Here is a 10,076-nt window from a genome sequence, read left to right as displayed (position 1 = left end):
AATTAACACTTATAACTATATAAATTAAATTGATTGGGATTTTGTGAGGTTTTTAAATAACATTTAACAGTGATTATTCTAACCTGAGTTTTATTCGTGACTTTTATTAATATCTCATTAAAGACGTTGATGTTATATCTCTTACTTGGTTTTTTCTACATTAATGCAAGTCAAGTAGAATATAGATACAATCTACGTGGAGAATTAATCAATGAAAAAGCCGATAATGAATTTAACTATTATGCTGTTGATGCTCTTGGTAATCGTCTTAGTATAAGCAAAGTTGAGGTTTCTTCAAACCTTAATTCTATCACATTGACTGCTCCGGATAATTATTCGATAAAAAACTTGTCACATTCCATTACTTTTACTTGGTTACCAATTAAAGGCGCTTCCTATTACGATTTTTGGTTTGGTGATGAACCAGGAAAATTACGTCAATTTAAAACTGGTATCACAGCTACTTCACTAAAGTTGGATTTTTCTCATATTTCAGATAGCCATTCTAGATATTGGAACGTTGTCGCGCATGATGGAAAAGGCGCTAACTCCAAAAGTCCAATTTATACTTTTTCTGCACTAGATAGTGATCGAGACCAATTGCCCGATCACATCGAAGACAAGCTATGCATGTCTTCGCAAACCCCCGATTCTGATAATGATGGCCTTTTAGATAGTCAAGAAATGCGTTTTGGTGAATCAATAATTATGACCTCACTTCCTTGCTTACAAGATAGTGATTTTGATGGAATCGAAGACGCGTATGAAGTTGAAGCTGGCAGTGATCCTATGGTGGTTGATAGCTATCGAGGAGATAACTGGTCGCATTATGTTGATTGGATTGCGAAGAAACATGAGCAACAGCAACTGGAAGTTATATCCGAACGCAGATTGTTAGATGTAAGAAATACCAATGGTTATGCAATTTCTGGGTTTGCTCCAGGTAGTGAAGCGATGAGTATGACTTACTGGGTTAAACACGCTGAAAGTCAGGAACAACAGACAATGGGTAGTGACGATGATAGTGGTCGTCGGTTCTATTCCGGTATTGATCAAGAAAATAGTGTCACGTTCGGTGTTGGAAATAAATCTGTCACGTTAAGTAAAGTGAAGATTGAGGATGAGGATTGGACGCATGTCGCCTTGGTCTATTCAAGCTCTGTGGCAGAAATATATATTGATGGTCAACTAAAGCACACGATGAGATCTTTGGCATTTAAAGAAGCTAGCCAATATGCCCTTTGGATTGGTGCTCGTCATCACAAGCGAGCTTGGCAACCAGAAAGTGTTGAGGGGGTGATCGATAATCTTAGTGTTTGGAATGTAGCGCTATCACAACAAGATGTCGCAAAAAGCATGTTTAGTCTCGAAAGAGTGACAAGTAATAACTTACTTGGCTTTTACGACTTTAATGAAAGCCGCGGCGAATGGGTTAAAAATAGAGTAACGAATAAGTTTGACCTGAAGCTAGTGGCTGGAGCGAAGTTGAAGCTTGAAGAAAACTATATCGACTCAGATAGTGACGGTATACCTGATATATTCGAGAGTGCTCTGTGTAGTGATAGTCATAACTCCGACAGTGATGCGGATGGTATTCCTGACGGTGAAGAGTTAGGTATTGGCTCATCGCTAGATGTAACTTCAAACCCATGCAATGCCGACACTGACAACGATGGTATCGCTGATGGTTTTGAATATCACCACTCAATGAACCCAGCGAAGAACGATGCGCTGAAAAGTCATTTAGGTTCAAAGAACAGTTATTGGCAGAAGTATGTTTCTTACGTTGAAAAGAGAGACAGTGAGGTTCAGGTTATTGAAGAAGATAGGCACTTCGATGTAACAGGCAGCAATACTTATGCTATTTCTGGATTGTCGAATAATAAAGAAGACTTTTCCTTAATGTACTGGTTTAAACCTAAGGATAAATCCGAACAATATTCTGGATTTAACGGTAAAGGGTGGCACCAAACAAAATTAGGAATCGGTTTCAATAACACCATAAAAGGAATTATTAATACTTCCTTTTATCCTAGGAGATTTCAGCAAAATATCACTATTGATAATTGGCATCATTTTGCTTTCGTTTGGGATTCTAACACTTATACCACCCAAGTTTATTTAGATGGGAATTTAGCTTACTCGAGTCGTGTGCCAACTTGGTTTAATAGAAAAGAGATACTCGCGATATGGATCGGAGCATTGAATGATTCGAGTCAGCCGAAATATTTCATGAATGGCATTCTTGATAACGTGCAGATTTGGACTCAAGCCCTGGAGCAACATCAGGTTCGTCGTTACATGACCGAAGCACCTCAAGTAAACACTCAAGGGCTTGTTGCATCCTATGATTTTTCTAAATCGCGTGGTGATTGGGTAATTAATCAAGTGAGTGGTCGCTTTGATCTCAAGTTGACCGATGTTACTCGCTTAAAACCAGAGGACAAAGAGCGAGACAGTGATGGCGATGGCCTTTCTGATGCTTTTGAATTAGGGAAATGCTTGGACGTATATAACAGTGATAGTGATGAGGATGGAATTTTAGATAAAAATGAACTGACACCCTTGGCACCTTTAAAATCCACAGACCCTTGTATTAGCGATACCGATAACGATGGTATTGATGACAAATTTGAGCAAGACAATGGTATGGATCCAACAAAACATGACCTTGATGTTGTATTAAATGATAAAGAGATTGCCAACTGGGAAACCTATGCCGAAGAGAGTGTGCATCGCCTATTAGAGCAAGGCAAAAAAGTGCAACACTTAGATGGTGAGTTGAACCTGTCGAACAGTTTAGGTTATGCAGTTTCTGATATTCAACGAGAGAAGAACGATGACGAAACTACATTGATGTATTGGTTTAAACCAAACAAGCAAGGCCTAGATCAATTTAGTGGCGTACAAACTGATACTTATAAAGGCAGTTACATAGGTATTAGTGGAAATGATAAGCCGCTAGTTCGTTCAAATTCTCAAAAACTTCAATCAGATATTACGATCAAATCAGATCAATGGCTCCACTTGGCGATTGTTATCTCTCAAAGTACCCAAAAGTTTTTTGTTAACGGGCAATTAGAGCAGATTATTGATAAACGAAATGAGAATTTTGGGTCCTCTTATACACTTTGGTTTGGTGCGGTTAACTATAAAGGCTTGGATGTGAAACATCAAAATGGTCAAGTTGATGATATTCAGTTCTGGAATAAGGCTCTTGACCAAAGGGAAATAATTAATTATATGCGTCAGCGCCCTGATAGTACTAACGAAAACCTTGTCGCTTGGTACGACTTCTCAAATCATCTTGGAGCTTGGGTTAAAAATAGGGCAACTGGGAAATATGATCTGAAATTGGTGAAGGGTGCACATATCATTGAATCAGAGCAAACTTACGACACTGACAAAGATGGGTTAAGCGACGAGTTTGAAGCGACTTATTGTACTGATTCTGAGGTGCTAGACAGTGATGGTGACGGACTTAGCGATGGTTACGAACTCAATCAAGGTTTTCTTATCAATGGCCAAAAGTTCACCACTAATCCTTGCTCCTCTGATACTGACAATGATGGTATTGATGACGCATTTGAAATCGATAACAACATGAATCCAACGTTAGCCGATGGCCATCTTATTGATGCTGAAGTTAATAAGCCAAACTGGGATAGGTATGTTGAATATATAAACCGCAGTGATGAATTTCTCTCCTCTATTGAACAGGTTGCGCCTAACGTTTTGGATATAGAAGAGACAAAAGGGTACGCCATCTCAGGTTATTACCCAAAAGAGCAACCTACCAGCATTATGTTTTGGTATAAGCCGAACGAAGATCTTTTCGTGTATGACAAATCAATGAGTGGTGTTAGTGATATAACGAATGATGTGATTTTGTCTTTAGGACACAGTATGTATGGCCCTCTTTATTGGGTTGGTAGTAGTGGTTCTGTCGCTCATCACCACGATTTAATCAATAATCAGTGGAACCATATTGCGTTAACTATAAGTGATTTAAAATCGAAGCTTTATGTTAATGGTCAAATGGTAGATGTGAATGAAAGTGCGCTTAAAATGATTGGTTATCCGTTTTTCTTGGGTGCAACTAATATTGAAGGTCTAGCGGATCGTCATATGAACGGCCAAATGGACAATGTCATGTTGTGGCAACGCGTATTAAGCCTAGAAGAGGTTAGACGCTATATGATTACGCCACCAACTCCCCAACAAGACAGCTCATTGCAATGGCTGTATGACTTTAACCACACTAGGAGTGGTTGGGTAAAAAATGGCGTCACAGGGCTGTATGATTTAAAGCTGGTTCAAGGAGCTAAAATCTCTCCAGAGCAAGCGATACTTGATCAAGACCTGGATGGTTTAGATGACAAGTTAGAACTTGCAAGCTGTTTAGATGAAACCCAAGCTGACACAGACGGTGATGGTCTATTGGATGGTCAGGAATATGGGGTCAATTCCCAATATTTAACAATTACAGACCCCTGTTTATGGGACAGTGATAGGGATAATATTCCGGATGATTTTGAGTTAGAACAAAACAGTGATCCGCTTCAGAGTAACGCAGGGAAAAGTTCTGTAAATCATCCCAATTTGAGCCTTTGGGAAGCGTATGCCCAGCATCAAGTTGAACAGTTGTCACAAGACGACATCATTGAATCCTCACGTTCTTTGCAGTTAACGGATAACAATGGGTACGCAATTACCAATCACTTCTCGTTGTCACATGACATGACGTTGATGTTTTGGGTTAAGTATCAGCCAAGTAAAGAGCAAAGATCAGGGAACATGGATACACATAAACTTGGTTTTTCATACGATAAAGTAAAATATGGTGACGAGCACAGCACATCATATACTGCCGCAAAACTTAATTCGGATGAATGGGCACATTTAGCTCTCGTCTTGTCAAATCAAGGAAAAGCAAAATTATACTTTAACGGGCAACTCGTAGATGAAAAATACCCATTGCGCGCAGACTTACCGAATGTGTGGGCCACCTACCTTGGAGCCGTTAATGATGTAGGCTTCTCTAAAGAACATATGAAGGGGTTACTTGATAATGTTGGTATTTGGGAGCGGTCATTAAACGCAACTGAAATTTACCAGTATATGTTTACTGCGCCCAAAGCTTCGGATAGCAATCTTGCTGCATGGTATGACTTTACTCACTCCCAAGGTGATTGGGTGAAAAATAAAGCAACAGGACGATACGATCTCAAATTAACGCAAGGCGCTTACTTAGTTGCTGAGCCAACAGACGAAGATACTGACGGCGATGGTCTTGTTAACCGATTAGAGTTAGCTTTTTGTACTGATGGGTTAACGGCTGATAGCGACGGTGATGGCGTTAATGATGGTGATGAACTCTCAGTTGGCAAACCATTCATTTTGATTACTAACCCTTGCGATCCTGACAGTGATAATGATGGCTTGACGGATGACTTTGAGCGTTCTCACGGTAGTGATGGCTTGATTACTGATGCTAATTTTGACAGCAATGGCAACGGTATTTCCAACTGGGATGAATATCGAAAGATACAAACAGAGCAATTGCCTGAAACAGTGGTCGAATTTGGCGCCTTGTCGGCGAGTAAAGGTTATGCAATTACGTCTTTCTTCCCAGAAAACGGTGATTCAACCTTAATGTATTGGTTTAAATCAACCAGTGAAGAATCACAGTTATCCGGTGTAAGTGAAACTGCCGACCAGCATTATTACGTTGGAATTCAGTATGCGCAGAAGAAGTTCGCATGGGGTGAAGACAAATCGAGTGGTTATTCTTTTAGAGAGCCGGAATACTCGACGGATGATTGGAACCACATCGCGTTAGTCGTAAATGATGATCATATTCAACTATACCTCAATGGACAATTAACAGAAGAAACAATACGTTCTTGGTCGACGATTTCTGCTCCCTTCGAACATGCACTTTGGTTGGGCGCTTTGAATAAGTCGGGAATGGCTTCTGATTTTTACACTGGCCTTATTGATAACGTGCAGATATGGGACAGAGCCTTGTCTGAACCAAAACTCCACCGCTTCATGGCGCTGCATCCTAAGGAGCATATCGAGGGTTTAATCGCGTCTTATGACTTTTCGTCGGTGAAAGGAGAATGGGTAAAAAATCACGCCAATGATCAATTCGACCTAAAGTTGGTCGATGATATTGAGCTTGAAAGTCATCAAGTCAATGACACTGACTTAGATACTATCCCGGATTACGTTGAAGCGAAAATGTGTGTTGATGCCACAACAAACGATACCGATCACGATGGATTATCCGATCGACAAGAATTAGAAATACTTGTCTCTGCATGCGATCCAGATATAGATGGGGATAGCATGTTCGATGGGTTTGAGCTTGAAGAAGGGAGCGCTTTGCGTGTTAGGGATGGCAACAAAGATAGCAATAGTGATGGTATCACCAATTGGTACTCATTTACTGATTGGTACAAAGCAGTAAAGTTGGCTCAAGGAGAGCAAGGTATATCTATATCGAGTGGTGTACTGCAATTGGATGGTAACAAAAATAGCCACGTTGTAACGGGGATTTATCCTAATTCTGAAGACAAAACATTAATGTTTGATATCAAGTTTAACCAACTTAAGGGGCTATTACAGTACGTTGGTTCTGATGACAATAATAAACATCGTTTTTACATTGGTTTAAATAAAAACGGTGATTTGAGTTACGGCGTTGGTGATGAAAGTCGAAATAATAGTGCTAGTTTAAATAGTGAACAATGGTATCACTTTACTCTTCGATACCAAGCCCCTAACGCTCAAGCATATATTGATGGTCAGTTAGTTGGGACCTTATCGAATATTCGTTTTAGTGGACAGAGTACGGAGCCTATTACATTTGGGGGGGCTTATCCTGTAAATGCTCAGATTGACAACGTGCAACTCTGGAACCGAGCGCTTACGGATGAAGAATTAATAAATCGTAGGTCGAAGGTGTCGAGTGGACCTGAGTCGTCACTTGCTATGCACTACGATTTCGAATTCAGATTGGGTCCTTTGATAATGAACAAAGCTACCAATAAGTTAGATGCGTTACTCTCGGCAGAAAGCCTTCTAATTGAAACTCCGTTAAACCCATAAATCCGATTAAGGAAACTTAGATGCTTTTGGCAATTTTTGTCGCGCTTGCAATCGTATTGTTAGCGTTACTGCAGTCGTGTGCGCCTGCTGTTGAACCACCTACAGGCCCTTTAGGGCCAAATAGTTCATACGAACAAGGTCAAGGTCAAGCTCAAAAAGGGGGGGAATCAGGAGATGATTGCCATTCTTCGAGAGGAGCACCAATATGGCACTTTGACTTCAATAATCTCAACCTCGTTGTTCAAGATACGCCAATCTGGTTTGATTCGGCGTATGGACCTAATATTGAATTCACATTAACTTACAATGCGCTTGGAAAAGAAAATACAAATAATTCGGTTGGCTCTCGATGGTCCCATAGTTACAGTGACTATATAACCCAACCGAATGAATCTAATTCGCTAGTTCTGTTTGCGGGAACAGGACGTGTCGATGAATACCAACAAATTGGTACTAACTATGTTTTAAATTCACAATCGCTTCTGTCAGGAGAAGCGACTTTGCTGCCTCGGTTGAGTGTTGAAGATGGCGTGATTAAGGCGACTTACGTTGACGGCAGTTACAAAACGTTCACTCACGTGGAAAGTGGCAACTACCGATTAAGTTCCACGGTCGATCAAAGCGGTAACGCACTTAAGTTTGCTTACCAAGACGACCAGTTAACGAGTGTGACTAACGCATTAGATCAATCTCTGACTTTTAGTTATAACCAGGCCAAGCAAATTGTCTCGGTGAAAGGCCCGACGGGGTATCAAGCTCACTTCAACTATAACCAGAAAGGTGAATTAATCTCGCTTGAGGACATGCAAGGGTACTCCGCAGATATCACTTATGATGAGATGGGGATAATCTCGTCAATCACTGATGCTAAGGGACAAACCCAATTTATTGTTGAGCTAGGCAACGCTAATTCAAATCGGGTAGATGAATATCCAGCACCTGGTGACCCAATGGGAATGAGTAGCCGAGTGACTGCGATAAATCCGCTGGGTTATAAAGAGGAGTTTTTCTACAACTCAGAAACAGGCAAAGCGTGGTACATCTCACCAGAGCACTACATCAATTACGTGGATGTTAATGTTAACAATGACCAACCCGACGTTCCTAAAACTGTCTATGACTATCAGCGGTTCTCCAAAGGTTATTCTCGTGTTCAACAGGTTACTAGACCGGATGGTACATGGACTCGTTTCGAATACGATCAAAATCGTAATCTATCCAAAACTGTTTATTCAGATGGTAATTCCGTAAAGTATCGCAATAACTCGTTTGGTAAAGTTGTGGAGTTTACTGATACGATCAATAACAGCACGATCTATGTTTACGATGATCGTCAAAACTTAATTAAAGCTGTCACGCCGACAGGCGAAAAGGGTTTTGAATACAGCCAAAATAACTTACTGATTGGTGCTACTAATTTAAACGGTGTTAAAACTCGCTATAAATACAACGACCAAGGGCAGTTATTACAAGTAACGACTGCTGATGGTAACGTTGTCGACTTTGGTTATTCATCTGGGCGACTCGACTCGATTGTTAGTCAGGGTAAGGCGCTGGCGTCATATCAATATGATGAGCTAGGGCGCGTAACACAAGTTATTGATATACATGGTAACGCCACGCAGTATCGTTATGACCGAATTAACCAACTCACTCATGTCAGCGGAGAGGGAAATCGTGATACTGAGATTGTTTATGGGAGTTGTCCTCGTCTTGTAGAGAGCGAAACCCTTCCGGGAGGTCGAACTTACCAATATCAATATAATTCAGCAAAGCAACTGGTAGCGGTTATTGACCCTATGTTGGGCGTTACACGGTTAAAACGAGATGCGGCAGGACGCACTACGGCTTTAATTGACGCCAATCAAAATAAAACAGAATTTGAATATAACGCCGTGGGTCAGCTTACAACGAAGCGTTACGCAGATGGCAGCGCGCTAAAAATTGATTACCAGCAAGGTTATATCAACAGCACCACTAATGCTCGAGGCGTTACAAAGTCTTTTCATTACAATGAAAATAACCAACTGACTCGTGTAAGTTATGGCGACGCTACACCAGAAGTTTCCTATCAATATAATTCGTTAGGAGAGCTGGTATCAGTCTCTGATGGCCAAGGTCTGACACAATATTCTTATTTCTCGGACGGTAAAGTTGAGAGCATTGATGGCCCTTGGGACAACGATACCATTGAACTTGGGTTTGATAAGCTGAATCGATTGTCTTCATTGATGTTGGATGGAGATAACTACGGTGAGTACAAGTACGACGCTCTGGGTCGACTAAAGCAAGTTTCGGCACTGGAACAGGTCTTTGAACTCACCTACGATGATTCGCCTGATAATGTTTCGGCTGACTTAACTTACCCCAATGGCATCAAGCAAGTGTTGAGCTTTGACAATATTGGCGATCTCTCCAAGCTCGAATACCGAAAAGGCGTGAATACAATCGGCAAGTTTGTTTTCGGTTTTGACGTTGCAGGTAAACTCACCCAATTAGAGTCTAACGAACCGCTCCTTCTAGAGCGCCCACAAACACAAGTCACGTACAATTCGCTTAACCAAATTTCCTCGTGGGATGGCGACAGTAGCGCTTTTGTTTATGATGCTGATGGAAACTTAGTACAAGGCTTATTGCCAGGTGAGACTCCTTTTGAAGCAGACTATGACGCTGAAAACAGACTGACCGCGATTCGTTTTGAGAAAAGTGGCACTCAGATTGAGGAACGATTTGAGTATGGTCACGATCATTTTCTAAGAGTGTATCAGCGTTTTGAAAGCAATATTAAAACCTTAGAGAAACGCTTTGTTCGCTTAGGCCTGATTGAGCTTCAAGAGCGTGACAGCGAGAACAACGTATTAGCAAACAATATATGGCGACCAGATAGAAAAGGCGGTGTCGCTGGGTTATTAATGCGTCAGCAGAGCCAGCAAAATATCTATTACATGACTAACCATCTC

At 41.0% G+C, this 10,076-nt stretch carries 2 protein-coding genes; both read left to right on the top strand.

The genetic code is table 11. The annotated features are described in order from the left end of the window. Positions 1 to 129 precede the first annotated feature (129 nt). Positions 130 to 7,116, top strand: coding sequence for a LamG-like jellyroll fold domain-containing protein (locus AB4653_RS09980; protein ID WP_009846193.1), 6,987 nt, complete (start codon positions 130 to 132; stop codon positions 7,114 to 7,116). Positions 7,117 to 7,136: 20 nt separating this feature from the next. Continuing rightward, positions 7,137 to 10,076 (top strand): RHS repeat protein (locus AB4653_RS09975; RefSeq protein ID WP_137002661.1); only part of this gene is annotated, 2,940 nt, incomplete at its 3' end.

The sequence above is a fragment of the Vibrio sp. 10N.222.48.A3 genome (assembly GCF_041475345.1).
In the GTDB taxonomy this organism is placed as follows: domain Bacteria; phylum Pseudomonadota; class Gammaproteobacteria; order Enterobacterales; family Vibrionaceae; genus Vibrio; species Vibrio tasmaniensis_A.
This window is presented reverse-complemented; position numbering and strand designations above follow the sequence as displayed.